We start from the raw sequence: 22,174 nt of genomic DNA on the forward strand, positions 1-22,174 counted from the left end.
AGGCGGGGTGCGCGTGACGAGCGTCCGTTCCGCGGGGCAGCGCACATCCGTTCACGGGCATCCGGTCCGGACGGCCGTTCGGCCGCCGGTCGGTAGGCTGGCGGTCGTGACCCCCACCACGGAAACCGGCTCCCTGTTCCTCCAGCCCGACCGCAACCTCGCGCTCGAACTCGTGCGCGCGACCGAGGCCGCCGCGATCCGTGCGCAGCCGTGGGTCGGCCGGGGTGAGAAGAACCTCGCGGACGGTGCAGCCGTCGACGCGATGCGGAAGTTCCTCGGCACCGTGAACTTCGACGGCGTGGTCGTCATCGGCGAGGGCGAGAAGGACAACGCCCCGATGCTCTACAACGGTGAGCACGTCGGCAACGGGCACGGTCCCGCCTGCGACATCGCGGTCGACCCGATCGACGGCACCTCGCTCACCGCCGCCGGCCGCCAGAACGCCATCTCCGTCATGGCGGTCTCGGACCGCGGCTCGATGTACGACCCGTCGGCCGTGTTCTACATGGACAAGATCGCCGCCGGACCCGAGGGGCGCGGGGTCCTCGACCTCGAGAAGCCGATCGGCGACAACATCCGTGCGCTGGCGACGGCGAAGGGCAAGGATCTCGAGGACATGGTCGTCGCCGTCCTCGACCGGCCCCGCCACGACGAACTCATCCGTGCGATCCGCGCCACCGGTGCGGGCACCCGTCTGCTGCTCGACGGCGACGTCGCCGGTGGCATCGCGGCGGCACTGCCCGGCTCGACGATCGACATTTGCGTCGGGGTCGGCGGGACGCCGGAGGGCATCATCACGGCGTGTGCGATCAAGGCGCTCGGCGGGGTGCTCCTCGGGAAGCTCCAGCCGAAGGACGACGAGGAGCGACAGAAGGCCATCGACGCCGGCCACGACCTCGACAAGGTGCTCGACCAGGACGACCTGGTCACGGGCGACAACACGTTCTTCGTCGCCACGGGTGTCACCGACGGCGTGCTCGTGGACGGCGTCCGGCGTTCGCGCGGCGTCATCCACACCGACTCGCTCGTGCTCCGGTCGCGCTCGAACACGATCCGCCGCATCCAGGCGGACCACCGCGCCGAGAAGTGGTTCTGATCCGCACGGTCTGACGCCTCTGCGGGGCGTTGCCGCGGCCGCCCCGTCCGGCCCCGTCCGGCCCCATCCGGCCGAGCGTCGCACCCCGGTACGAACAACGCGCCCCGTCATGACGGGGCGCGTTGTTCGTGGAGGGGTGCGACGCCGATCCAGTGTGGGGTTGCCGGGCGGGGGCTACTCCGCCTCGGTCGTGACGAGTTCGGGAGCGGTGAGCAGCCGCGGTTCGTCGTCGATCGTGCCCGGGGTGGCGACGACCTTCGACTCGTCGAGCAGCGAGAGCCGGCGGGCGCTCGGCAGCACCTGCCGCTCGAGCGACCCCACGAAGCGGTTGTAGTCGACGACGGACCCGCGGATCGAGCGCCCGAGCTTGTCGACGTGCCCGGCCATCGTGGACAGTCGCCCGTAGAGCTCCCGCGAGACCCGGAAGAGCTCGTGGGCCTCTTGCGAGACGACGTCCTGCTGCCACGAGAACGCGACGGTCTTCAGGACCGACCAGAGCGTCACGGGCGAGGCCAGTGCGATCCGCTTCCGGAACGCGTGGTCGAGGAGCCCCGGGTCGGCCGCCAGCGCGCTCGACACGAGCGACTCGGACGGGATGAACGCCACGGTCAGCTCCGGAGAGGCGTCGTACCCGGTCCAGTACTCGCGGGCTGCCAGGGCGTCCACGTGGGCGCGGAGTGCCTTGACGTGCTGGGCGATGAGGTGGTCGCGTCGCGCACCCTCGGCGCCGGTCGCGGTCGCGGGGATCTCGGCCGCCTGCAGGTAGGCGCTGAACGGCACCTTGGCGTCGACGGCGATGGTCTTGCCGCCGGGCAGGTGCACGACCATGTCGGGACGGGCGACGCCGACCGAGGTCGTCACCGAGGACTGCACGTCGAAGTCGACCCGTTCGAGCAGCCCCGCGGCCTCGACCACGTTGCGGAGCTGTGTCTCGCCCCACACACCCCGCGTGCTGTTCGACGACAGGGCGCTCGCGAGGGTGTCCGCCGTGGCGCGCAGGCGTTCCTCGGACTCGGCAGCCGACCGGAGCTGTGCCGACAGGGCTCCGTACTGCTCGCTCCGGGACTGCTCGAGCTCGGCGATCTTCGCGCGCATCACGTCGAGCGTCTGCGCGACCGGGCTCAGCGCGGACAGGACCTTCGACTCGTTCTGGTTCCGGGTGGAGTCGGCGCCGTGCATCCGCTGCACGAGGTGCTCGAGTTCGGCGGAGCGGCGCTCGAGGGAGTCCACCTGCCGGCGGTACTGCGCGTCCTGCGCGTCGAGCCGTTCCTCGGCGTCGTGGCGTGCCGCGTCGAGCTGGCCGCGGAGCGCCTCGGCGGTGGCGCGCGCCGAGGCGGCGTCGACGCCGGCGCGCGACCGCGCCAGCGACCAGGCGACGACCGCACCGACGGCGATGCCGATCACGAGACCGATGACCAGGGCGAGGATCTGCATGTCGTGACCCTCCCAGAACCCACCGACACCGCGCCTCCAGGCCTGGGGTGTGCGGTCCAACCGGGCCGCGACCACCCGTTCCAAACCATGTCATGACATTAGGGCAAACACGGTGTACAGTCGTGATCGTCCGCCGATGAAGCCGCACGGAAGGTCCACCACGTCGCATGACGAACCGAGCTCCCCACGCCTACGACGTGATCACCATGGGTCGCGTGAGCGTCGACATCTACCCGCAGCAGACGGGCCCGCTCGAGGACGTGTCGACCTTCTCGAAGTCCGTCGGCGGCAGCGCCACGAACGTCGCGATCGCCGCGGCCCGCCACGGCGCGGACGCCGCCGTCATCACCCGCACGGGCAACGACCCCTTCGGTCGCTACATCGCCCGCACGCTGCCGGAGTTCGGCGTCGCCAACGAGTTCGTCACCACGGTCGACGGCCTCAACACGCCCGTCGCGTTCTGCGAGATCTTCCCGCCGGACGACTTCCCGCTCTACTTCTACCGGGCTCCCAAGGCGCCGGACCTCATGATCACCGCGAAGTCGCTGCCGCTCCACGAGATCGAGCGCGCGAGGGTGTTCTGGACCACGGTGACCGGCCTCAGCGAGGAGCCGAGCCGACAGGCGCACCACGTGGCCTACGAGGCACGGAGTGCCGCCCGGAACGACACGAAGCTGCACACCGTGCTGGACCTCGACTACCGCTCGATGTTCTGGTCCTCGCCCGAGGCCGCCACCCGCGAGGTCGCCGTCGCCCTCGAGCACGCCACCGTCGCCGTCGGCAACCGCGAGGAGTGCGAGGTCGCCGTGGGCGAGACCGACCCGGTGCGTGCCGCCGACGCCCTGCTCGAGCGCGGGGTCGAGATCGCCGTCGTGAAGCAGGGACCCAAGGGCGTGCTGGCGAAGACCCGCGACGCCTCCGTCGAGTTCCGGCCGCACCACATCGACGTCGTCAACGGCCTCGGCTCGGGCGACGGGTTCGGTGGGGCGCTCACGCACGGCCTGCTGCAGGGCTGGGACCTCGAGCGCATCCTCGCCTTCGCGAACGCCGCCGGCGCCATCGTCGCCACGCGCTTCGAGTGCTCGACGGCGATGCCGACGAGCGACGAGATCGACGCCTTCATCCAGGCCAACCCCGCCGACGGCACGACCAGCACGGGTGGGACGAACACGGGTGAGACGAACACGGGTGAGACGAACACCGAGGAGACGGTCCATGCCTGAGCTCAGCCCCGCTGACTTCCAGCGCCTCCGGGACATCCGCGCCGGCCAGCCCGACCTGGTGCGTGCCACGCTCGACGCCCGTCGCAAGCGCTCCCTGCTCGCCGACGACGGCAAGCTCTTCATCGTCGCAGCCGACCACCCGGCACGCGGTGCCCTGGCTGTCCGCGACGACGAGTCCGCCATGGCTGACCGCTACGACCTGCTCGAGCGACTCGTCACGGCCCTCGGTCGACCCGGTGTCGACGGTGTCCTCGGGACGCCGGACATCATCGAGGACCTCGCGCTCCTCGGCGCCCTCGACGACAAGGTCGTGGTCGGCTCGATGAACCGCGGCGGCCTGCGCGGAGCCACCTTCGAGATGGACGACCGGTACACGGCGTACTCGGCGGCGGCCATCAAGGACGCCGGGCTCGACTTCGCCAAGCTGCTCGTCCGTGTCGCCCTGGCGGACGCCGGCACCGCGCCGACGCTCGAGGCCACCGCGAAGGCGGTCAGCGAGGCCGCCGCGCTCGGGCTGCCGATCATGCTCGAGCCGTTCATGTCGGAATGGCGGGACGGCCGGGTGGTCAACGACCTCAGCGCGGACGCCGTCATCACGTCGATGGCGATCGCCGCGGGTCTCGGGGAGTCGAGCGCCTACAGCTGGTTGAAGATCCCCGTCGTCGACGACATGGAGCGGGTGATGGCGGCGACGACGCTGCCGACGCTCCTGCTCGGCGGCGATCCGTCCTCGCGACCGCTCGAGACCTACGCCAAGTGGGCCGACGCCCTGGCACTGCCAGGGGTCCGCGGCCTGGTGGTGGGTCGCACCCTGCTCTACCCGCCGGACGGTGACGTCGCCTCGGCGGTGGACGTGGCCGCGGGACTCGTCCACAACGGCGGATCGCACACCCGGTTCTCCACAGCATCGAACGACAGCGCCACGGACCTCGACGGCTCCGCGACGATGAACCAGCACGTCTCGGAAGGAAGCAACGCATGACACTCTCGGACACCGTCCTCACCACCGTCGGCCACTGGATCGACGGCGCACGCGTCGACTCGACCTCGGGCAACACCGCGCCCGTGTACGACCCGGCGATCGGTGTGGCCACGAAGCAGGTCGCCCTCGCCGACGAGGCCGAGATCCAGGCCGCGATCGCCAGTGCCAAGGCGGCGTTCCCGAAGTGGAGCAACCTGTCGCTCGCCAAGCGGCAGCAGATCCTCTTCGCCTTCCGCGAGGTCCTCAACCGCGACAAGGCCGAGCTCGCCGAGATCATCACCTCCGAGCACGGCAAGGTCATCGACGACGCGCTCGGTGAGATCGCCCGCGGGCAAGAGGTCGTGGAGCTCGCCACGAGCATCCCGAGCCTCATGAAGGGCGAGTTCTCCGACCAGGTGTCGACCGGCATCGACGTGTACTCGATCCGCCAGCCGCTCGGCGTCGTGGGGATCATCAGCCCGTTCAACTTCCCGGCCATGGTGCCGCTCTGGTTCCTGCCGATCGCGATCGCCGCCGGCAACACAGTCGTGCTGAAGCCGAGCGAGAAGGACCCGTCCGCGGCCATCTGGCTCGCCGAGAAGTTCAAGGAGGCCGGGCTCCCCGACGGCGTCTTCAACGTCCTCAACGGCGACAAGCTCTCCGTCGACGGCCTGCTGACGAGCCCCGACGTCGAGTCGATCTCGTTCGTCGGCTCGACGCCGATCGCGCAGTACGTCTACGAGACCGGCACGAAGCACGGCAAGCGCGTGCAGGCCCTCGGCGGCGCGAAGAACCACATGCTCGTCCTGCCCGACGCCGACCTCGACCTCGTCGCCGACAACGCCATCAACGCGGGCTTCGGTTCCGCCGGTGAGCGCTGCATGGCCATCTCGGTCGTCGTCGCGGTCGAGCCGGTCGCGGACGAGCTCATCGAGAAGATCACGGAGCGCGCGGCCACCCTGCGCATCGGCGACGGGCGTCGCGGGTGCGACATGGGGCCGCTCGTCACGAAGCAGCACCGTGACAAGGTCGCCTCGTACATCGAGGTCGCAGAGCAGGACGGTGCGGTGGTTGTGGTGGACGGCCGCACCGTCCGACCCGACGGCGACGAGAACGGCTTCTGGCTGGGCCCGACGCTCATCGACCAGGTGCCCACCACCAGCCGCGTCTACACCGAGGAGATCTTCGGGCCGGTGCTCAGCATCGTCCGGGTCGCGACGTACGAAGAGGGCCTCGAGCTCATCAACTCGGGCGCGTACGGCAACGGCACCGCCATCTTCACCAACGACGGTGGCGCCGCCAGGCGCTTCCAGCGTGACGTGCAGGTCGGCATGATCGGCATCAACGTGCCGATCCCCGTCCCGGTCGCGTACTACTCGTTCGGCGGTTGGAAGAACTCGCTGTTCGGCGACCACAAGGCGTACGGCGCCGACGGTGTCAGCTTCTTCACCCGCCAGAAGGCGATCACGAGCCGGTGGCTCGACCCGTCGCACGGCGGCATCAACCTCGGCTTCCCGTCGAACAACTGACGCGCAGCATGGCGAACGAACAGCACCAGCACGACCAGTGGTTCATCACGGCAGGCTCCCGGCCCGAGGCTGGCTGGACCGACGTGGTCGACGGTCGCACCTCGGGGTGGGCGCACACCGGGCTCCGGACGGGCGCGCTGACCGACGGGGGCGAGCTGCGCCTCCAGGCCGATGCCGTGGAGCGCATCGTCGTGCCGCTCGCCGGGGCGTTCCACGTGACGTACCGGGGCGATGCCGGTGACGGCGAACAGGACCTGCAGGGACGCAGCAGCGTCTTCGACGGTCCGACCGACGTCCTGTACCTGGGCTCCGGCACCTCGGCGACCATCACGGGCAGCGGCCGCGTCGCCGTGGCCGAGGCGCCGACCGACACCGTCAAGCCGACCACGCACGTGGCCCGACAGGACGTGCCGGTCGAGCTCCGTGGTGCCGGTCAGTCGAGCCGCCAGGTGCACAACTTCGGCACCCCGGCGGCCCTCGACGCCGTGAAGTTCATCGTGTGCGAGGTGATCACGCCGGCGGGGAACTGGTCGTCGTACCCGCCGCACAAGCACGACACGAACGTGCCCGGCGAGGAGTCGAACCTCGAGGAGATCTACTACTACGAGGCAGCGGTCTCCCGCGGTCTCGCGGGGATCGCCCCCGACGCTGCCGACCCGTTCGCGCTGCACCGGACGTACGCCTCGGACGACCGCGCGATCGACGAGTTCCGCCAGGTGCGCACCGGCGACATCGCGCTGGTGCCGTACGGCTGGCACGGACCCGCGGTCGCCGCACCGGGCTACGACATGTACTACCTCAACGTGATGGCCGGGCCCGACCCGGAGCGCGTCTGGAACATCACCGACGACCCCGCTCACGGCTGGGTCCGTCAGGCGTGGGCGAGCGAGCAGCTCGACCCGCGTCTGCCCTACGAGCACGAGCAGAAGGAGGACGCGTGACCACCACCACGCGCCAGGCCGGCGCGACGCGTCGGATGACCGTCGGTCAGGCACTCGTCGAGTTCCTGGCCAACCAGTGGACCGTCGACGGGGACGTCCGCGAGCGCACCATCCCGGGGATCTTCGGCATCTTCGGGCACGGCAACGTCGCCGGTCTCGGCCAGGCCATCAAGCAGCTCCACGTCGAGCAGCCCGGTCTGCTGCCGTACCACCAGGCCCGCAACGAGCAGGCGATGGTGCACGAGGCCGTCGGGTTCGCCCGCATGCACCGTCGCCGTGCCACCTACGCGTCCACCGCGTCCGTCGGCCCGGGGGCTGCGAACATGCTGACGGCCGCGGCCCTCGCGACGACGAACCGGCTGCCGGCACTGCTGCTGCCGTCCGACACGTTCGCGACGCGCACCACCGACCCGGTGCTGCAGCAGATCGAGATGCCGCACGACACCTCGTTGCAGGTCACCGATGCGTTCCGTCCCCTCTCCCGGTTCTTCGACCGCGTGGACCGGCCCGAGCAGCTGTTCTCGATCGCGCTCGCGGCGATGCGGGTGCTCACCGACCCGGCCGAGACCGGTGCGGTGACGATCGCGCTGCCCGAGGACGTGCAGGCCGAGGGGCTCGACGTGCCGGTCGCGTTCCTGCAGCCCCGCGAGTGGCACATCCGCCGGCCGCTGCCCGAGCACGGTCCGCTGGCACGTGCCGTCGAGGCGATCCGGAACGCGGAACGCCCGGTCATCGTCGCGGGTGGCGGGGTCCTCTACTCCGACGCCGCGGACGAGCTCCGTGCGTTCGTCGAGGCGACGGGCATCCCCGTCGGCACCTCGCAGGCCGGTGGCGGTTCACTCGTCTGGGACCACCCGCAGTACCTCGGCGGCATCGGCGCCACGGGCACGGCCGCCGCGAACGCGATCGCCGCGAAGGCGGACGTCGTCATCGGCATCGGCACCCGCTACAGCGACTTCACCACGGCGTCGCGCACGGCGTTCCAGAACCCCGACGTCACGTTCGTGAACGTCAACGTCGCGGCGTTCGACGCGTACAAGCACGGCACGCAGCTCCCGCTCATCGCGGACGCAAGGGAGGCGCTGATCGCGTTGACCGCGTCGCTCACCTCGGGCACGGCGTACGTCGTCGAGCCCGGCTACGCGTCCGAGATCGCGTCGCGGAAGGCCGAGTGGGACACCCTCGTCGATGCCGCGTTCGCACCGTCCGGCAACGCGCTGCCCGGGCAGACGGAGATCATCGGTGCCGTGCAGTCGGTGACCGATCCGCGTGACGTCGTGATCCAGGCGGCCGGCTCGCTTCCGGGTGACCTGCACAAGCTCTGGCGGGTGCGCGACGAACTCGGCTACCACGTCGAGTACGCGTTCTCGTGCATGGGCTACGAGATCGCCGGGGGCATCGGCGTCCGCCGCGGCGCTCCGGACCGCGACGCCGTCGTCATGGTCGGCGACGGCTCGTACCTGATGCTGCACACCGAACTCGTCACCGCGGTGGCCGAGGGCATCAAGATCATCGTCGTGCTCATCCAGAACCACGGGTACGCGTCGATCGGGCACCTCTCCGAGACCGTCGGTTCCGAGCGGTACGGCACCCGGTACCGCTACCTCGACGAGACCCAGTCGTTCGACAACGGCGACCCGCTGCCCGTCGACCTGGCGGCGAACGCCCGCTCGTACGGCGTCGACGTCATCGAGGTGCAGCCCGGCCCGGACAGCATCGAGGACCTCAAGGCCGCGGTGCGTCAGGCGAAGGCGAACGACCACACCACCCTCGTGCACATCAACTCGGACCCGCTCGTCTACGCCCCGGACGGCGACGGCTGGTGGGACGTGCCGGTCGCGCAGACCTCCACGCTCGAGAGCACGCAGGCCGCACGCGCCGAGTACGAGCAGCAGGTCGCGGCGCAGCGGCCGCTGCTCGGTTGAAACCCCCTGAGACAGAAAGCGACAGCGACGTCATGACCGACACCGCCACCCCCATCGGCAGCCCGTCCACCGACGCGGCACCGGCATCGATCCGGATCGGCACCGCCCCCGACTCGTGGGGCGTCTGGTTCCCCGACGACCCGAAGCAGGTCCCGTGGCAGCGCTTCCTCGACGAAGCGGCCACGGCCGGCTACGAATGGATCGAGCTCGGACCCTACGGGTACCTGCCGACCGACCCCGCGCAGCTGTCCGACGAGCTGGAGTCCCGTGGGCTGAAGCTCTCCGCGGGCACCGTGTTCACGGGGTTCCACAAGGGCGAGGACCAGTTCCAGCGGGCGTGGGACCAGGCGGTCAAGGTCGCCGGTCTCGCCGCCGCGCTCGGCGCCGAGCACCTGGTCACGATCCCGGACCTCTGGCGTTCCGACGCCACCGAAGAGGTGCTGGAGTCCCGGACGCTGACGGACGAGCAGTGGCAGCGCCTCGGCGCGGGCCACGACCAGCTCGGCAAGGCCCTGCTCGAGGAGTACGGCGTCCACCAGCAGTTCCACACGCACGCCGACAGCCACGTCGGCACGTACAAGGAGACCGTGCGCTTCCTCGAGGTCACCAACCCGGAGTACACGAACCTCTGCCTCGACACCGGCCACTTCGCGTACTACGGCGGCGACAACCTGAAGCTCATCGCGCAGCACCCGGAGCGCATCGGCTACCTGCACCTCAAGCAGGTCGACACGGACCTGCTGTTCGACGTCCTGAAGAACGACGTGCCGTTCGCCACCGCCGTGTCGCAGGGCATCATGACCGAACCGCCGCACGGCACGCCGGCACTCGCGCCGATCATCGAGGCCGTGGCCGCGATCAACCCGGACGTCTTCGGCATCGTCGAGCAGGACATGTACGGCTGCTCCGTCGACGCTCCCGGCCCGATCGCCGAGCGCACGTTCCAGCACATCTTCGGTTCCACGTCCGCCGCCCGCGCGTCCTGACGCAGCCAGCGCCGCCAACCCCAGGAGAACACCATGAGCACCACTGACAACCTCCGCGTCGCCGTCGTCGGCGCGGGCGCCATGGGCAGCGACCACATCCGTCGCATCACCTCGACCATCGCCGGCGCCGACGTCGTCGCCATCGTCGACCCCGACACCGCGCGTGCCACAGCCGCGGCCGCGAAGGCACCAGGTGCGATCACCGCTGCCTCGTTCGAGGAAGCGCTCGACGCCACCCCGATCGACGCCGTCATCGTCGCCACCCCGGGCTTCCTGCACGAACCGGTGCTCGTGCCGGCGATCGAGCGCGGGCTCGCCGTGCTCTGCGAGAAGCCCCTCACGACGAGCGCCGCGGACTCGCTCCGCATCGTCGAGCTGGAGCAGGCGAAGTCCGACCGCCCGAAGATCCAGGTCGGGTTCATGCGCCGCTTCGACAAGGGCTACCAGGAGCTCCGCGCACTCCGCGAGTCCGGGTCGAACGGTGCCCTGCTCGCGCTGCACCACGCGCACCGCAACCCGACGACCCCGCCGAACTTCAGCGAGTCGATGCTCATCCACGACTCGGTGATCCACGAGATCGACATCATCCCGTTCATCACGGGCGAGGCGATCACGAGCGTCGAGGTGAAGAAGCCGCGCAAGAACTCGCTCGCGCCGGCCGACCTGCCCGAGCCGCAGTTCGTCCTGTTCACGACCGAGTCCGGCACGATGGCGATCGTCGAGATCAACGTGAACGCCCAGTTCGGCTACCAGGTCACGACCGACGCCGTCTTCGAGTCGGGTGTCGCGTACATCGGACGCGAGACCTCGCTCAACCTGGTGTCGCAGGGGATGTCGGGCCAGGGCGTCACGCCGTCGTTCGTCGAGCGCTTCGGTGCCGCCTACGACGAAGAGGTGCAGCGCTGGGTCGACGCCGCGAAGCACGGCGGGATCGACGGCCCGAGCGCCTGGGACGGTTACACGGCGTCCGTCGTCGCCGAGGTCGCCGTGCGTGCGCAGCAGTCCGGGGCGCTCGAGCAGGTGTCGTACGCGACGGTGAAGCCGGCGTTCTACGACACGACGTCCGACGCGCTCGAGTCGGCCGCTGCGGGAGCCTGATGCCGAAGATCGCCCTCGACCCCACCCCGTACCACCACGACCTGTCGCTGCTGGAGTTCCCGCAGAAGGTCGCGGACCTCGGGTACGAGTACCTGCAGCTCACGCCGCACAGGGACTTCATCCCGTTCTACCGGCACCCGAAGGCCGATGACGAGCTCGTCAACGCGTTCGCCGCCGCGTGCTCGGCGGCGGGCGTGCAGGTCGCGAGCGTCCTGCCCGTGTTGCGTTGGTCCGGCCCCGACCGCGACGCCCGCGAAGCCGCGGTCCGGAAGTGGAAGCGGGTCATCGAGATCACGAAGCGCCTCGGTGTGGACACGATCAACACCGAGTTCTCCGGTCGGCCCGAGCACCCCGAGGAGTCCGAGGACGCCTTCTACCGGTCGATGGAGGAGCTCCTGCCGATCATCGAGGACGCGGGCATCCGGGTGCTCATCGACCCGCACCCCGACGACTTCGTCGAGGACGGGCTCGAGGCGCTCCGGGTCATCCGCGGCCTCAACTCGAAGCAGGTCGGGTTCGTCTACGTCGCCTGCCACACGTTCCACTACGGCGGGAACATGGACGAGATCATCGACGCCGCCGGTGACTCGCTGCAGTTGATCCACGTCGCCGACGCGTACGACCACCACCGGTCGCACGGCCTGCGGTACATCACGAACCCGCCCGGCAACCCGGTGCGCGTGCACCAGCACCTGCCGGTCGGCCAGGCGGACGTGGACTTCGACGCCTTCTGGGCAGCCCTCGACCGCGTCGGCTTCACCAGCCGCGACGACACCGTCGCCGTCTCGAGCGTCTTCGCCGAGGACGAGAACGCCGACGAGGTCTCCCGCTTCCAGCTCGACACGATCAAGAAGGGACTGCACCGATGACGACTGCACCGACCGAAACGGCCCTCGAGGCCCCGGCGTCCACCGACGTCGACACCCGTCCCGTCACCCTGCAGGCCGCCGAACAGACGGTCACCGCGCTGTGGAACGACTCCGCCGACCCGCGCGAGCTGTCCACCGCGATCCACGAGTACGGTGCCGTCGGCGCGACGTGCAACCCGGTCATCGCGTACACCTGCATCCAGCAGGACCCGGAGACGTGGGAGCCGCGGATCCGGCAGATCGCTGCCGAGCACCCGACGGCGGGGGAGTCCTGGATCGGCTGGAAGGCGGTTGAGGAACTCTCGATCGCCGCCGCCGAGCAGCTCCTGCCCGCGTTCGAGGCCTCGGGCGGACGCAACGGCCGCCTGTCGATGCAGACCGACCCCCGCTTCCACCGTGACCAGGACGCCCTCGTCGAGCAGGCCGTGCGGTTCTCGCAGCTCGCGCCGAACATCATCGTGAAGATCCCCGCGACGAAGGTCGGCATCGCCGCCATCGAAGAGGCCGCCTACCGCGGTGTCTCGATCAACGCGACGGTGTCGTTCACGGTGCCGCAGGTCGTCGCCGTGGGTGAGGCGATCGAGCGAGCGCTCGACCGTCGTGCCGCCGACGGACTCCCGGACCAGGAGTTCGGACACGTCGTGACGCTGATGGCCGGCCGGTTCGACGACTGGCTGAAGACCGCCGTCAAGCGTGACCACGTGATGATCGACCCGGGGTACCTCGAGTGGGCCGGCGTCGCCGCGGTGAAGAACGCCTACCGGGTGTTCCGCGAGCGGGGATTCCGGTCGCGGGTGCTCGTCGCCGCGTTCCGGAACGCGCTGCAGTGGTCGGAGTTCCAGGGCGGGGACCTGGTGGTGTCGCCGCCGTTCCAGTGGTCGAAGGACATCAACGACAACGCGTTCCCGTTCCGACCGGACGCGATCGACGACGAGGTCCCGGCGCACGTCATCGACGCGCTCCGAGCCGCGACGCCCGAGTTCGCCCGTGGGTACGACGTCGACGGGATGACGATCGACGAGTTCGACCGCTTCGGGGCGACCGTCACGACGCTGCGTCAGTTCCTCGACGCGGACGCCAAGCTCGACGCGCTGGTGCGCGACATCATCGTGCCTGCGGTTTGAGCCACGGGTCGCGCCCCGCGCGCAGACGCACCGCCCTGGAGGCCCGGTGCCGGTCCACGAGACCGGTGGCGGGCCTCCAGGCGGTGTCGCGCGCGTTTGCCATCCATGTTAGTTTGTCAGGACAAAGTCCGGAACTACAGGAGGCGCCATGCCGCTCGTCCGTATCGACTTCACCGCCGGGCGCAGCCCGGAGGCCGTCCGTGCCATCGCCGACGCGATCCACACCGCCATCGTCGACGTCTACGGCATCCCGGTCCGTGACCGGTTCCAGATCGTCACTGAGCACCCGACGCAGCAGATCATCGCCGAGGACGCCGGCCTCGGGTTCGAACGCACCGAGGGGGTCGTCATGATCCAGGTCTTCACGCAGCGCGGGCGCACCGACGAGGCGAAGACGACCCTCTACGCGGCGATCCACGACGCGCTGGCCGCCATCGGCCTCGCATCGGAGGACGTCTTCATCGGCTACGTCGAGAACGGGCCGCAGGACTGGTCGTTCGGCTTCGGGCGGGCGCAGTACGTGACGGGCGAACTCGGGGTGCCGTCACTCGCGTGACGGATCGCCGTCACTCGCCTGATGCCTACTTGTCGACGAGCGTGACCTCGAACGAGTAGCGGTCGGGGCGGTAGCAGTGCACGCCGTACTCGACCGCGCGGCCCGACGCGTCGTACGCCGTCCGGCTCATCGTGAGCACCGGGTCGCCGTCCTCGATCTCGAGCAGGTTCGCCTCTTCGTCGGTGACCGCACGAGCACCGATCCGCTGCTTCGCGACGCGCATCGTGACACCGCGGCTGCGGAGGAGCTGGTAGAGCCCGTGGTTCCGCAGGTCCTCGTCGGTGATCTCGAGGAACTCCGGCGGCAGGTAGTTCTCGAGGATCGCCATCGGCACGTCCTCGGCGAAGCGGACACGGCGGATGTGCGCGACCATCGTGCCCGGCTCCACGCTGAGCGCCTCGGCGACGACGTCGGACGCCGGCACGTCGTTCCGCTCGAGCAGTGTGGTCGCCGGACCCTGCGACCCCTGGGCGAGGTCGTCGTACAGGCTCGTCAGCTCGACCTTGCGGGTGACCGGACCGTGCACGACCTGCGTGCCGATGCCGCGTCGACGGACCAGCAGTCCCTTGTCGACGAGGTCCTGGATCGCACGACGGATCGTCGGGCGGGACAGGCCGAGCCGCTCACCGAGCGCGATCTCGTTCTCGAGACGGGCACCCGGGGGCATCGCGCCGGAACGGATCGACTCCTCGATGCGCGAGGCGACCTGGAAGTAGAGGGGCATCGGACCCGACCGGTCCAGGTCCATGAACAGGTCGGACGGCAGCTGGCCATCGTTGGTCATCGCGGTCCTTCGGGGGAGTGCGGGTTCGGCAGCGGTGCCGAGGGATTGTCGTGACAATACCACCGGGGGTCACGCGTCCCGGACGAGCCACTCCCGTCAGCGCTCCGCTGCCGCCTGCAGCTTCGCGAGTCCCTTCTCGAAGTCACCGCCGATGAGCTTGTCCATGTCGATGAACACGCCCATCACACGCGATGCGAGGTTCCGTGGGCTCGTCATCGTCCACAGCACCCGGGTCCGACCCTTCTCCTCGGTGAGACGGAACCCGCACGCGCTCGTGGACCTGAAGGGAGCCGTGAAACGGAGATCGATGTCGACCTCCGTCGGGGCGATCCGGGTGACGGTCATGTCGCCCGCGCCCGCCTTGCGGTTGCCCTTCCAGGCGTACGTCGAGCCGACCGATCCCGGTTCGCCGCCGTAGGTGCGCTGCAGCTGGGGATCCTGGCCTTCCCAGGGCGACCAGTCGACCCACCGGTGCAGGTTCGCCAAGTACGGCGTGATCGAGTCCGCCGGTGCTGCGATGACGATCGAGCGCTGGATCGTCGAGGTCTTGTCTGCCATGTGCTGACAGTAGTGCTGCGCCGCCGATCCGGCACCGGTGCTCGTCAGTCGGCGAAGATCATCGGGCGGTTCGACAGTCGCGGCTGCCCGGCCGTCCGAGGCTTCTCGACCCGAGCCCGGACCGGGGCGATCGTCACCCGGGTGGCGGCGCCGAGCGCTTCCACCGTGTCGGCACCGTGGTGACCGGCCGCGTGCACGACGATCGCGGCGCAGGCCTCGGCGTCCGCCGCGGCGTCGTGGTGCTGGAACCCCTCGAACCCGGCGGCCATCGCGGCCATCGGCAGGCGGTACGAGTCGAGCGTGTACGTCTTCCGGGCGACCTGCAGCGAGCACATCGAGTGGTGCTCGGCGATGTCGATGCCCGTGGCCGAGCAGCCGCCGGCGATGACACCCATGTCGAAGCGGGCGTTGTGCGCGACGAGCACGTCACCCTCGGCGAAGGCGACGAGGTCCGGGTACTGCTGCTCCCACGACTTCGCGTGCAGGACGTCCGACGCGACGATCCCGTGGATGCGGGTGTTCCACTCGAGGAAGGCGTCGTGTCCGAGCGGCGGTCGGATGAACCACGAGGCCCGATCGACCACCTTCCCCGCTCGGACCTTGACGAGTCCGACGGAGCAGGCGCTGGCGGGCGAGCTGTTCGCGGTCTCGAAGTCGATCGCGGTGAAGTTCAACGGCACGTTCCCGATCGTCGCACGCGGCGCCGACATCGCCGGAACCCGGGTCGGCGTTGCGCTGCGTCCGGCGCTTGCTGTGCTGTCGCGTCGCTGCGTCGCTGCGTCGCTGCGTCGTTGCGTCAGCGCCGTCGCACCCGGCGGGACCCGTGCTGGCGCCTGGCGGTCAGCCGCCACGTCGCACTCCGCCGTGCCCGCTGTTCGGCCCAGTACGGAGCGAGAACGGTGCCGACGAGCTCGAAGGCGAGTGCCGACGCATCGAGGCGCCAACGCTTCGGCAGGCCCTCGACGTGAGCGGTAAAGGCCGTGTCGAAGTCGGACGTCACCGGCGGGAACGCGATGCTCGTCGGCGGTCGGACGAAGCGGTACCCGTCCTCGTCCGCGTGGTCGATCGACTCGTCCTCGGGGTCGTAGTCGACGAGGACGTCGGCCTCGAGCTCGGCGAGTGCATCGTGCAGGGCCTCGAGCTCGGCCAGCGGGAGCGCCTCGATCGCGGCGATCGTCTCCGCGCTGAAGTACCGACGTTGCCCTCGCGCGTCCGTCCCCATCGAGTGCACACCGCGCCGGTCACGTTCGAACCACATCGACGTCCTCCATCCGTGTCGTCCCGACCACGCTGCCACCTCGGGACACAGCGCGCGCAGGTTAGGCTGTCCTCCCGTGGCACTCACCATCGGAATCGTCGGTCTCCCGAACGTCGGCAAGTCGACCCTGTTCAACGCCCTGACCAAGAACCAGGTCCTCGCGGCGAACTACCCGTTCGCGACGATCGAGCCGAACATCGGCGTGGTGAACCTGCCCGACCCGCGGCTGGACCAGCTGGCGGAGCTCTTCCACTCGGAGAAGACCGTGCCCGCGCCGGTGTCGTTCGTCGACATCGCCGGGATCGTCAAGGGTGCGAGCGAGGGCGAGGGTCTCGGCAACAAGTTCCTCGCGAACATCCGCGAAGCCGACGCCATCGCGCAGGTCGTCCGCGGGTTCACCGACGACGACGTCGTGCACGTGGCGAACAAGGTCTCCCCGAAGGACGACCTCGAGGTCATCAACACCGAGCTGATCCTCGCCGACCTCGAGACCATCGAGAAGGCGCTGCCGCGGTACGAGAAGACCGTGAAGCTCAAGCAGGCCGAGCCGGGTGTGCTCGAAGCCGCGAACGAGGCGAAGGCGGCGCTCGAGAAGGGCGTCCTGCTGTCCGCGACCTCGATCGACCTCGAGCCGATCAAGGAGCTCGGGCTGCTCAGCGCCAAGCCGTTCATCTTCGTGTTCAACGTCGACGAGGCGATCCTGACCGACGACGCCCGCAAGGCCGAACTCGCCGCGCTCGTCGCACCCGCCCAGGCCGTCTTCCTCGACGCCCAGGTCGAGTCCGAGCTCATCGACCTCGATCCCGCCGACGCCGCGGAGCTGCTCGAGTCCACGGGCCAGACCGAGTCCGGCCTCGACCAGCTCGCACGCATCGGCTTCGACACCCTCGGGCTGCAGACGTACCTCACCGCCGGGCCGAAGGAGTCGCGGGCGTGGACGATCGGCAAGGGCTGGAAGGCTCCGCAGGCTGCCGGTGTCATTCACACCGACTTCGAAAAGGGCTTCATCAAGGCCGAGGTCATCTCGTTCGCGGACCTCATCGAAGTCGGATCGATCGCCGAGGCTCGTGCCCACGGCAAGGCCCGCATCGAGGGCAAGGACTACGTCATGCAGGACGGCGACGTGGTGGAGTTCCGCTTCAACAACTGACCGACGGAAGGACGTGTACGGCGAATTGCCGTACACTTCCCACATGTCCACCGTACGGAAGTCTGACCGGCTCGATCTCCGACTGACCCCGGAGCAGAAGCGCGAGATAGAGGAAGCGGCCGCGATCTCCGGGCGCTCCGTCACCGACTTCTCGGTCAGCGTGCTCGTCGAGCACGCTGAGGACACGATCCGTCGAGAGCGTGAGATCGCGATGTCGGCGAAGAGCTTCGATGCCTTTTCAGCGATCCTCGATCGTCCGGCCAGGTCCGTCGCCGGTCTTGCCGACTTGCTCGCACGCCCGAGCGTCTTCGTCGACTGACGCATGACGGCACTCCTGCGCCCGCGGCCGATCACGAAGCACGACGACACCAGCGCGTTCGACTGCGGGAAGCCCTCCCTGACGAGCTGGCTCCAGATCAGAGCGATCCGGAACGAAGCCGGAGGGGCCTCCCGGACGTTCATCTCGGTCGACCAGGAGACGGACCGGGTCGCCGGGTACTACTGCTTGTCGGCGAGTTCGCTCCGCTCGGAAGATGCGCCCGGCGCCCTCCGGCGGAACATGCCCGATCCGATTCCGGTCGTTCTCATCGGACGGTTGGCCGTGGACTCCGAGTTCCAGGGCATGGGACTCGGTGCGAGTCTGCTGCAGGATGCGCTCCTCAAGAGCATCGAGGCTTCACGGTTGGTCGGGGCCCGCGCGGTCATCGTCTACGCGCTCGACGACGATGCAGTCGCGTTCTACGAGCGATACGGATTCTCACGGGTCCCCGAGACGGCGCGCTGCATGTACCTGCTGATCGCCGACGCCGAATCGACAATCGCATCCGCGGCGCGCTGACCCGGGGACCGCATCCGGGCCACGATGGGCTTCGAGCGACGCACCTGAGGCACTAGGTTGGCGCTGAGCCGCACAACGAGGAGGCCTCCATGTCGTACGTCGTCGACTTCGAGAACGTGTCAACCGTGGGAGTCGAGTCCTCGCCCGTGACCGACGCGCTCGCAGGCCTCCGCGCGAACGAGGCGCGGTACTTCATGAACAAGTACGACCACGTCTTCACGACGCACCCGGCGGCGGACGTCCCGGACCTCGTCGACTACGTCGCCCGTGTGCTCGAGGACGAGCGCGGCATCGTGATCAGCTCGCCGCCCCTCGAGGCGACCGAAGTGCTCGTCGACGGGGTCCGGTGGACGTACGTCTTCTACGAGTCCGGTCTCGCCATCAACGTGCTGTACACGCTCGATCCCGGTGGGAAGCGTGCTGTCGGCTTCAAGCTGTCGGACGGCATGGAAGTGCCGGATGAGCTCGGCGCCTTCAAGTTCGCGCGACAGAAGTCGAAGCTCGCGGGGACGATCCGGGGCTCGTACTTCGTCGTCAAGGGCGAGTACTGACTCCCACTCGACCTACAACATGTTTGGCTCCGGTGCCGATGTCCGTCAGGCTTGTCCGACGATCAAGACGGCGGGCAGGACATGGAGCACGACGATGACGACTATGACGAAGAACACGATGCACGGACTGTTCGTCGGACTCACCGGGGACACGTCTCGTGCCCGAGCGATGCGCATCGTGCTGCAGGAGAAGCGCGCAACTGCCACGCAGACGAAGGCACGCCTCCAGGGCTCGATGTCAGCTCCGGGGACGTGCTCGCATTCGCCGCTGCGGACTTGTTCAGCGGGCCAGTAGCATCACCGCGCACCTTGGCTGAGTACGAGGAAGTCGTTCCGGGCTCTGCCCGACAGCTCATTGAATGTCACCTCCGAAGTGAAGGCGTTGCGGCTGACGCAATCGAACGACTCAGCAGGGCCGAGGCGACTTCGGTGTCGGTCGGAGCCATCGGGGCCCAGCTGCTCACGCTCAGCGCCTTGGCGGCCGGCCTGATCTTGATCGTCACGGGGCACGCCGGTATCGCGCTTGCCGTGATGTTCCCTGGCATCTTGAGTGCCGGCTCGCAGATCATCAGCGCAGCTCGGCGAACCGGGTAGCGGACGGAGGACTGCAACCGGTTCTGGCCGTTGCACGCACATGTTGAGTGCACGCGGAACCCACCGACCTAGCGTCGAGGGTGGGAGGCATCGTGAAGTACATCCACTACGACGGCACGGAGATCATGACCGGGGACGAGATCGCCGACGCGCTCCTCGACTACGCGGCGATCCTCGGCGCGAACGGACGCACGGACACGGTGGCGATCCCCGCGGTGGCCGACGACGGCTCGGTGACGCGCACGACGGTCCTGATCGGCCCCGCGAGCGAACTCACGCTGAGCGCCGCTCCGGACGACGAGCTCGAGCCGGAGGACCACGTGTTCATCCGGCACCTGCGCGACGCGTCCGAGCGGGCGGGGGTGAAGCGGCCGGTCGACGCGGACGGCGGGTTCCGGTTCCGCGGCGCCGACGAGCCGGACAGGAGCGCCCGCGACCGCAATCCGCCCGGCGTCGACCAGGCCCCTGGCGTGGACCAGGTCCCCGGCGCGGACCGGGGCTCTAACGTCGACCAGGTCACCGACCTGTCCTGAGACGACGGAAGCCGCCGAGCACTGCTCGACGGCTTCCGTTCTGTGGTGCCTGGGGTTCAGGCGGCGAGGGCCAGTTCGCCCGCGCGGACGCTCTGCGCCTGCACGAGCGTGCGGCTCGCCTCACCGCGCCACGAGCGGCCCGGCACGGTCCAGCCGGCCTCGCCGTCGATGTCCACGCGGGCACCGCGGCTGATGAAGAGACCGAGGTCGTCGGCCGGGATGCGGACGAGGTACTCGCGCTGCGAGTGCTCGTCGCGCACACCGAACTCGGCGATGCGGTCGGGGGAGACTGTCGGCGCCGCGAGGGCGGTGCCGATGATGGTGATTCGTTCGTTGCTGGTCATGGTGTTGCGGTACTTCCTGGTCATTCGGCGCCAGGGCGGCTCGGTGTCGGCGGACGGCTGAGTCCGGCGCGACGCATCGAGTGCGGGGCGCGCACGTCGAGTTTCAACGTGCAGCTCGTCCGTTCGGATCGAGCGGGGGTCTCGCGGGAATGCGACTCGGGTGAGTCGGCTTCGAGACGGGGTCGGTGTGCGCGAGTCAGATGGGTTCGCTGCAATGCACCAACAAGACACACTACACGGACAAGCAGCAGAAGTCCAGGCCGACCTCAGACGCGCAGGAAGTCGGCCCAGCGTGCGCCACCCGCGGCGACGTTCCCGGAGCCGTCGAGCCGTGCTGCGGACGACGCGGGCTTCCGGCCGGCCTGCTCGTGGATGAGCCCGTCGAACGTCGCCGAGAAGTCGAGGCGGGGAACAACAGCGGTGACGGCACGCAGGTCCGTCGCCTCCCAGTGGTCGAACCCGACACCGGAGACGTCGAGTGACGTCGCCACTTCGAGCAGGTGACCCTCGGCGTCGAGTGCGGGGTCGACGGACCGCCACATGTGCCGCTCGATGACCTCGCCGACGCGTCGCGCGCGGTCGGCGTCCCAGCCAGCTCCGCGTGCGAACACCGCGCCGACGGCGCCACCGGCGTCCTCGAACGCCACGGTGTGGGCGTCGAACGAGGGCGTCACCCCGAGGTCGTGCAGCATCGTCGCGACGAACAGCAGCTCACGGTCCGGCTCGAGCCCGACCGACGGGGCGAGCAGCGACGCCCACGCCCACGATCGCAGGCAGTGGTTGACGAGCGCCGGCGACGACCACTCGCGCACGACGTCCAGCGCCCGTGCGGCCACGGGAGAGGGCGGGGCGAGCAGCGCGTCGACGTCCAGACTCATGGCACGACAGTAGCGGGCCGCCGCCCTGCAAACGGCACACGTTGGTAGGGCAGTCAGCAGACGGCCTGGAGGCGCGGTGCCAGCTGGCACCGCGCCTCCAGGCCGTCCGGTGGTTCAGTTGAGGGTCGGGGTGTCCTCCGGCACGACGCCACCGCCGTACAGGTCGGTCGCCAGGTCGCGGAGCGCCCGCAGCGCGACGCGCTGCGTCAGCGGACCGTACGAGATCCGGGCGACGCCGAGGGCCTCGTACTCGGCGGCGGGCAGTGCACCCGGCAGGCCGATCACCGACAGCTTGCCGCGGCCGAGCCCGTCGACGAGTCGTTCGACCACGGAGCGTTCGATCGCGCCCGGCACGAAGACGAGCGCCGCGCCCTCGTCGAGGAACGCCTTGCCGCGTGCGATGGCGTCAGCGATGCTCTCGTCGATCGGACGGTCGCCGCCGCGGGCGATCGCGTCGGTGCGGGCGTTCAGCTGGAAGTCGATGCCCTCGGCCTGCGCGGCTGCGGTGATGGCGGCGACACGGGCGACTGCCTCGTCGAAGGGGCGGAGGCGGTCCTCGACGTTCGCGCCGACGATCCCGGAGCCGATCGCACGGCGGATCGTCTCCGCCGGGTCCTCGTAGCCGTCGTCGAGGTCGGCGGTGACGGGCAGGTCGGTGGCCGCTGCGACCGTGGTGGCGCCGGCGAGGGCGAGGTCGAGCGGCATCCCGCCGTCCGCGTACCCGTGCGAGGCGGCGATCGAGTGCCCCGCGGTCGCGATCGCCTTCGTGTCGGGCAGGTCGCTGACGACCTTCGCGCTGATCGCGTCCCAGACGTTCACGACCCGGAGGATCGCGGGTGCTTCGTGCAGCTGCTTGAGGATGGAGGCCTTGTCGGCGGTGCTCGTGCTCATGGAGCCGACAGTAGGCCGACGGGTCGGCCCCCGGCCGCCATGCGACCCGCAGA

24 protein-coding genes are annotated in these 22,174 nt (G+C 69.6%); 16 read left to right on the plus strand and 8 right to left on the minus strand.

Annotation, left to right across the window (positions count from 1 at the left end; genetic code table 11):
* Positions 1 to 106: 106 nt before the first annotated feature.
* The gene (gene glpX / locus DEJ28_RS04410) at positions 107 to 1,096 is read left to right on the plus strand and encodes a class II fructose-bisphosphatase (protein ID WP_111116013.1); all 990 of its coding nucleotides are present in this window, start codon (positions 107 to 109) and stop codon (positions 1,094 to 1,096) included.
* A 174-nt stretch (positions 1,097 to 1,270) separates the two neighbouring features.
* Here glpX and DEJ28_RS04415 read toward each other — a convergent pair whose 3' ends face one another.
* Positions 1,271 to 2,530, minus strand: coding sequence for a DNA recombination protein RmuC (locus DEJ28_RS04415; protein WP_111116014.1), 1,260 nt, complete (start codon positions 2,528 to 2,530; stop codon positions 1,271 to 1,273).
* 167 nt (positions 2,531 to 2,697) lie between these two features.
* Between DEJ28_RS04415 and iolC the strand changes: the two genes are divergently transcribed.
* From iolC to DEJ28_RS04465, 10 genes are all read left to right on the plus strand, one after another.
* A complete protein-coding gene (iolC, locus tag DEJ28_RS04420; RefSeq protein ID WP_258368100.1) occupies positions 2,698 to 3,753 on the plus strand; it encodes a 5-dehydro-2-deoxygluconokinase in 1,056 nt (351 codons plus the stop codon).
* Positions 3,746 to 4,735: a class I fructose-bisphosphate aldolase gene (locus DEJ28_RS04425; protein ID WP_111116015.1), complete on the plus strand. Its 990-nt coding sequence runs from the start codon at positions 3,746 to 3,748 to the stop codon at positions 4,733 to 4,735. Before iolC ends, DEJ28_RS04425 begins: the two co-directional genes overlap by 8 nt.
* Positions 4,732 to 6,243 carry a CoA-acylating methylmalonate-semialdehyde dehydrogenase gene (locus tag DEJ28_RS04430; protein ID WP_111116016.1) on the plus strand — a complete coding sequence of 504 codons (1,512 nt, stop codon included), beginning with the start codon at positions 4,732 to 4,734 and terminating at the stop codon, positions 6,241 to 6,243. Before DEJ28_RS04425 ends, DEJ28_RS04430 begins: the two co-directional genes overlap by 4 nt.
* Before the next feature lie 8 nt (positions 6,244 to 6,251).
* Entirely contained in the window at positions 6,252 to 7,184 is a 933-nt protein-coding gene (gene iolB, locus DEJ28_RS04435) for a 5-deoxy-glucuronate isomerase (protein ID WP_111116017.1), read from the plus strand.
* 35 nt (positions 7,185 to 7,219) lie between these two features.
* Positions 7,220 to 9,109, plus strand: a complete 1,890-nt coding sequence (iolD, locus tag DEJ28_RS04440) for a 3D-(3,5/4)-trihydroxycyclohexane-1,2-dione acylhydrolase (decyclizing) (RefSeq protein ID WP_111116105.1) — start codon at positions 7,220 to 7,222, stop codon at positions 9,107 to 9,109.
* A gap of 32 nt (positions 9,110 to 9,141) precedes the next feature.
* On the plus strand, positions 9,142 to 10,095 hold the full coding sequence (locus DEJ28_RS04445; protein ID WP_111116018.1) for a sugar phosphate isomerase/epimerase family protein: 954 nt from the start codon (positions 9,142 to 9,144) through the stop codon (positions 10,093 to 10,095).
* A 33-nt stretch (positions 10,096 to 10,128) separates the two neighbouring features.
* On the plus strand, positions 10,129 to 11,193 hold the full coding sequence (locus DEJ28_RS04450) for a Gfo/Idh/MocA family protein (RefSeq protein ID WP_111116019.1): 1,065 nt from the start codon (positions 10,129 to 10,131) through the stop codon (positions 11,191 to 11,193).
* Entirely contained in the window at positions 11,193 to 12,062 is an 870-nt protein-coding gene (locus DEJ28_RS04455; RefSeq protein WP_111116020.1) for a sugar phosphate isomerase/epimerase family protein, read from the plus strand. The genes DEJ28_RS04450 and DEJ28_RS04455 overlap by 1 nt, the downstream gene beginning before the upstream one ends.
* Positions 12,059 to 13,186, plus strand: coding sequence for a transaldolase family protein (locus tag DEJ28_RS04460; RefSeq protein ID WP_258368101.1), 1,128 nt, complete (start codon positions 12,059 to 12,061; stop codon positions 13,184 to 13,186). Before DEJ28_RS04455 ends, DEJ28_RS04460 begins: the two co-directional genes overlap by 4 nt.
* A gap of 148 nt (positions 13,187 to 13,334) precedes the next feature.
* Positions 13,335 to 13,742, plus strand: coding sequence for a tautomerase family protein (locus DEJ28_RS04465; protein WP_111116021.1), 408 nt, complete (start codon positions 13,335 to 13,337; stop codon positions 13,740 to 13,742).
* A 25-nt stretch (positions 13,743 to 13,767) separates the two neighbouring features.
* Here DEJ28_RS04465 and DEJ28_RS04470 read toward each other — a convergent pair whose 3' ends face one another.
* The 4 genes from DEJ28_RS04470 to DEJ28_RS04485 all read right to left on the minus strand — a co-directional run bounded on the left by DEJ28_RS04470 (position 13,768) and on the right by DEJ28_RS04485 (position 16,342).
* Positions 13,768 to 14,526: a GntR family transcriptional regulator gene (locus tag DEJ28_RS04470; RefSeq protein ID WP_111116022.1), complete on the minus strand. Its 759-nt coding sequence runs from the start codon at positions 14,524 to 14,526 to the stop codon at positions 13,768 to 13,770.
* A gap of 96 nt (positions 14,527 to 14,622) precedes the next feature.
* Positions 14,623 to 15,084, minus strand: coding sequence for an SRPBCC family protein (locus tag DEJ28_RS04475; protein ID WP_111116023.1), 462 nt, complete (start codon positions 15,082 to 15,084; stop codon positions 14,623 to 14,625).
* Between the two features lie 44 nt (positions 15,085 to 15,128).
* Positions 15,129 to 15,764: an exonuclease domain-containing protein gene (locus DEJ28_RS04480; RefSeq protein WP_258368102.1), complete on the minus strand. Its 636-nt coding sequence runs from the start codon at positions 15,762 to 15,764 to the stop codon at positions 15,129 to 15,131.
* 116 nt (positions 15,765 to 15,880) lie between these two features.
* The gene (locus tag DEJ28_RS04485; protein ID WP_111116025.1) at positions 15,881 to 16,342 is read right to left on the minus strand and encodes a hypothetical protein; all 462 of its coding nucleotides are present in this window, start codon (positions 16,340 to 16,342) and stop codon (positions 15,881 to 15,883) included.
* A 76-nt stretch (positions 16,343 to 16,418) separates the two neighbouring features.
* Between DEJ28_RS04485 and ychF the strand changes: the two genes are divergently transcribed.
* From ychF to DEJ28_RS04510, 5 genes are all read left to right on the plus strand, one after another.
* Positions 16,419 to 17,492 carry a redox-regulated ATPase YchF gene (gene ychF, locus DEJ28_RS04490; protein WP_111116026.1) on the plus strand — a complete coding sequence of 358 codons (1,074 nt, stop codon included), beginning with the start codon at positions 16,419 to 16,421 and terminating at the stop codon, positions 17,490 to 17,492.
* Between the two features lie 43 nt (positions 17,493 to 17,535).
* Positions 17,536 to 17,811, plus strand: coding sequence for a type II toxin-antitoxin system TacA family antitoxin (locus DEJ28_RS04495; protein WP_111116108.1), 276 nt, complete (start codon positions 17,536 to 17,538; stop codon positions 17,809 to 17,811).
* A gap of 3 nt (positions 17,812 to 17,814) precedes the next feature.
* Positions 17,815 to 18,330, plus strand: coding sequence for a GNAT family N-acetyltransferase (locus tag DEJ28_RS04500; protein WP_111116027.1), 516 nt, complete (start codon positions 17,815 to 17,817; stop codon positions 18,328 to 18,330).
* 89 nt (positions 18,331 to 18,419) lie between these two features.
* The gene (locus tag DEJ28_RS04505; protein ID WP_111116028.1) at positions 18,420 to 18,881 is read left to right on the plus strand and encodes a DUF8821 family protein; all 462 of its coding nucleotides are present in this window, start codon (positions 18,420 to 18,422) and stop codon (positions 18,879 to 18,881) included.
* Between the two features lie 686 nt (positions 18,882 to 19,567).
* Entirely contained in the window at positions 19,568 to 20,008 is a 441-nt protein-coding gene (locus DEJ28_RS04510; RefSeq protein ID WP_146248868.1) for a hypothetical protein, read from the plus strand.
* 56 nt (positions 20,009 to 20,064) lie between these two features.
* On the opposite strand, the gene DEJ28_RS04515 is transcribed toward DEJ28_RS04510, so the two are convergent.
* The 3 genes from DEJ28_RS04515 to DEJ28_RS04525 all read right to left on the minus strand — a co-directional run bounded on the left by DEJ28_RS04515 (position 20,065) and on the right by DEJ28_RS04525 (position 22,121).
* The gene (locus DEJ28_RS04515; protein ID WP_146248869.1) at positions 20,065 to 20,352 is read right to left on the minus strand and encodes a hypothetical protein; all 288 of its coding nucleotides are present in this window, start codon (positions 20,350 to 20,352) and stop codon (positions 20,065 to 20,067) included.
* Between the two features lie 266 nt (positions 20,353 to 20,618).
* Positions 20,619 to 21,230 carry an HD domain-containing protein gene (locus tag DEJ28_RS04520; RefSeq protein ID WP_111116031.1) on the minus strand — a complete coding sequence of 204 codons (612 nt, stop codon included), beginning with the start codon at positions 21,228 to 21,230 and terminating at the stop codon, positions 20,619 to 20,621.
* A gap of 114 nt (positions 21,231 to 21,344) precedes the next feature.
* A complete protein-coding gene (locus tag DEJ28_RS04525; RefSeq protein WP_111116032.1) occupies positions 21,345 to 22,121 on the minus strand; it encodes an isocitrate lyase/PEP mutase family protein in 777 nt (258 codons plus the stop codon).
* Between the last annotated feature and the right edge of the window lie 53 nt (positions 22,122 to 22,174).

Source organism: Curtobacterium sp. MCPF17_002, from assembly GCF_003234115.2.
Taxonomy (GTDB): domain Bacteria; phylum Actinomycetota; class Actinomycetes; order Actinomycetales; family Microbacteriaceae; genus Curtobacterium.

What these genes read in the sequence shown, in the direction of transcription:
- DEJ28_RS04415 (WP_111116014.1), bottom strand. Translation starts at nt 2,530, where the DNA reads ATGCAGATCCTCGCCCTGGTCATCGGTCTCGTGATCGGCATCGCCGTC.
- iolC (WP_258368100.1), top strand. Translation starts at nt 2,698, where the DNA reads ATGACGAACCGAGCTCCCCACGCCTACGACGTGATCACCATGGGTCGC.
- DEJ28_RS04425 (WP_111116015.1), top strand. Translation starts at nt 3,746, where the DNA reads ATGCCTGAGCTCAGCCCCGCTGACTTCCAGCGCCTCCGGGACATCCGC.
- DEJ28_RS04430 (WP_111116016.1), top strand. Translation starts at nt 4,732, where the DNA reads ATGACACTCTCGGACACCGTCCTCACCACCGTCGGCCACTGGATCGAC.
- iolB (WP_111116017.1), top strand. Translation starts at nt 6,252, where the DNA reads ATGGCGAACGAACAGCACCAGCACGACCAGTGGTTCATCACGGCAGGC.
- iolD (WP_111116105.1), top strand. Translation starts at nt 7,220, where the DNA reads ATGACCGTCGGTCAGGCACTCGTCGAGTTCCTGGCCAACCAGTGGACC.
- DEJ28_RS04445 (WP_111116018.1), top strand. Translation starts at nt 9,142, where the DNA reads ATGACCGACACCGCCACCCCCATCGGCAGCCCGTCCACCGACGCGGCA.
- DEJ28_RS04450 (WP_111116019.1), top strand. Translation starts at nt 10,129, where the DNA reads ATGAGCACCACTGACAACCTCCGCGTCGCCGTCGTCGGCGCGGGCGCC.
- DEJ28_RS04455 (WP_111116020.1), top strand. Translation starts at nt 11,193, where the DNA reads ATGCCGAAGATCGCCCTCGACCCCACCCCGTACCACCACGACCTGTCG.
- DEJ28_RS04460 (WP_258368101.1), top strand. Translation starts at nt 12,059, where the DNA reads ATGACGACTGCACCGACCGAAACGGCCCTCGAGGCCCCGGCGTCCACC.
- DEJ28_RS04465 (WP_111116021.1), top strand. Translation starts at nt 13,335, where the DNA reads ATGCCGCTCGTCCGTATCGACTTCACCGCCGGGCGCAGCCCGGAGGCC.
- DEJ28_RS04470 (WP_111116022.1), bottom strand. Translation starts at nt 14,526, where the DNA reads ATGACCAACGATGGCCAGCTGCCGTCCGACCTGTTCATGGACCTGGAC.
- DEJ28_RS04475 (WP_111116023.1), bottom strand. Translation starts at nt 15,084, where the DNA reads ATGGCAGACAAGACCTCGACGATCCAGCGCTCGATCGTCATCGCAGCA.
- DEJ28_RS04485 (WP_111116025.1), bottom strand. Translation starts at nt 16,342, where the DNA reads ATGTGGTTCGAACGTGACCGGCGCGGTGTGCACTCGATGGGGACGGAC.
- DEJ28_RS04495 (WP_111116108.1), top strand. Translation starts at nt 17,536, where the DNA reads ATGTCCACCGTACGGAAGTCTGACCGGCTCGATCTCCGACTGACCCCG.
- DEJ28_RS04500 (WP_111116027.1), top strand. Translation starts at nt 17,815, where the DNA reads ATGACGGCACTCCTGCGCCCGCGGCCGATCACGAAGCACGACGACACC.
- DEJ28_RS04505 (WP_111116028.1), top strand. Translation starts at nt 18,420, where the DNA reads ATGTCGTACGTCGTCGACTTCGAGAACGTGTCAACCGTGGGAGTCGAG.
- DEJ28_RS04515 (WP_146248869.1), bottom strand. Translation starts at nt 20,352, where the DNA reads ATGACCAGCAACGAACGAATCACCATCATCGGCACCGCCCTCGCGGCG.
- DEJ28_RS04520 (WP_111116031.1), bottom strand. Translation starts at nt 21,230, where the DNA reads ATGAGTCTGGACGTCGACGCGCTGCTCGCCCCGCCCTCTCCCGTGGCC.
- DEJ28_RS04525 (WP_111116032.1), bottom strand. Translation starts at nt 22,121, where the DNA reads ATGAGCACGAGCACCGCCGACAAGGCCTCCATCCTCAAGCAGCTGCAC.